We start from the raw sequence: 1,530 nt of genomic DNA, 5'->3' as shown, positions 1-1,530 counted from the left end.
GATCCCCTCACACGGCGAGCGCCGCGAGCCTCGCCACCGCCGGATCGGTGGCGTCGCGACGCCACACCAGACGGTGCTCGACCAGGAGCGGCGGCTCCCCGGCCAGCGGCCGCGCCACCACTCCCGGAGGCACACCGCCTGCCAGAGACCGGCCCTGGGTGATCCCGAAGGCCGCCCCCGCCAGCACGAGGGGCACCAGCCGGTCGAGGCGCACCGCGTCGTAGGTGGCGGTGACGTCCGCGCCGCGCTCACGCAGACCGGCCACGAACCGGTCGTGCAACCACGGGTTCACCTCGCGCGGGACCACCGCGAGCGGGCGCCCGGACAGCGCCGCCGGTTCGAGCTCGTCCCCCGCGGCCAGCGGGTCGTCCGCGGCCAGCACGATCACCGCGAGTTCCCGCCCGACGAGCGCGGAGTCCAGCTCCGGACCCAGCGCGGGCTCCCACACCCACCCGGCGTCCAGACGCCCCTCGACGACGGCCGCCAGCTGCTCGGGGCTCGACAGCGGCACCGGGACGACGCGCACCGGCGGATGCGCCGCGGCGGCCCGCGCGAACAGGTCGGTACCCAGGTCCTCGGCGTACCCGACGCGTACCCCGGCCGGCCCGTCCGCACCTGCCCGGCGCGCGGTGTCCCGGGCGCGGTGCGCGGCGGCAACGGTCGCGCGGGCCTCGGGCAGGAACGCCTCGCCGACCGGCGTCAGCTGCACGCGGCGGCTGGTGCGGGCGAACAACGGAGCGCCGAGCTCGCGCTCGAGGCGGCGGATCTGCTCGCTCACCGACTGCTGGCGCACGTGCATCCGGGTGGCCGCCCGCCCGAAGTGACGTTCCTCGGCCACCGCGATCACGTACTCCAGCTGACGCAGCTCCACCCGCCCTCCCTCACCGACAGGCTCAGCCTGTCACAGCGGGGCGGAGACCGTCGTTGATCGTCGACGGTCGTGGGAGCGCAATGGAGTCATGACTGTCAGAGGACCGAGGACCTGGTTCGTCACCGGCGCGTCCCGCGGGTTCGGGCGGGAGCTGACCGAACAGCTCCTGGCCCGCGGGGACCGCGTCGCCGCCACGCTGCGCCGTCCCGAGGCGCTCGACGACCTCACCGGGACCCACGGCGACCGACTCTGGCGCGCAGCCCTGGACGTGGCCGACACCGACCGGCTCCGCGTCGTCGTCGGTGCCGCGTTCGCCGAGCTCGGACCCATCGACGTCGTCGTCTCCAACGCCGGCTCCGGCGTCTTCGGCGCGGCCGAGGAGCTCACCGACACCCAGGTGGAGGGGATGCTCGCCGTCAATCTGACCGCGTCCATCCACCTCGCCCGCGCCGCCGTCCCACACCTGCGCGAGCAGGGCGGCGGACTGCTCATGCAGGTCTCGAGCATGGGCGGGCAGATGTCGTTCCCGGCGTTCTCGCTCTACCACGCGTCGAAGTGGGGCATCGAGGGCTTCTACGAGGCGCTCGCCCCCGAGGTCGCGCCGTTCGGGATCCGGACCACGCTCGTCGAACCGGGCATGATCCGCACCTCGTTCTTCG

Annotated in this window: 2 protein-coding genes; one reads left to right on the top strand and one right to left on the bottom strand. The window is 74.5% G+C overall.

Features of this window, described 5'->3' with window-relative positions; genetic code table 11:
• Positions 1-7: 7 nt before the first annotated feature.
• On the bottom strand, positions 8-871 hold the full coding sequence (locus tag VGH76_RS05305) for a LysR family transcriptional regulator (RefSeq protein ID WP_331555570.1): 864 nt from the start codon (positions 869-871) through the stop codon (positions 8-10).
• A gap of 88 nt (positions 872-959) precedes the next feature.
• On the opposite strand from VGH76_RS05305, the gene VGH76_RS05300 reads away from it, so the two are divergent.
• Positions 960-1,530, top strand: a 571-nt coding sequence (locus tag VGH76_RS05300; protein ID WP_331555569.1) for an SDR family oxidoreductase, incomplete at its 3' end; no start/stop codon positions are given.

Source organism: Actinomycetospora sp. (genome assembly GCF_036497585.1).
Lineage (GTDB): Bacteria > Actinomycetota > Actinomycetes > Mycobacteriales > Pseudonocardiaceae > Actinomycetospora.
Note: the sequence above shows the minus strand (reverse complement) of the source record. Positions and strands in the feature narration are given on the sequence as shown.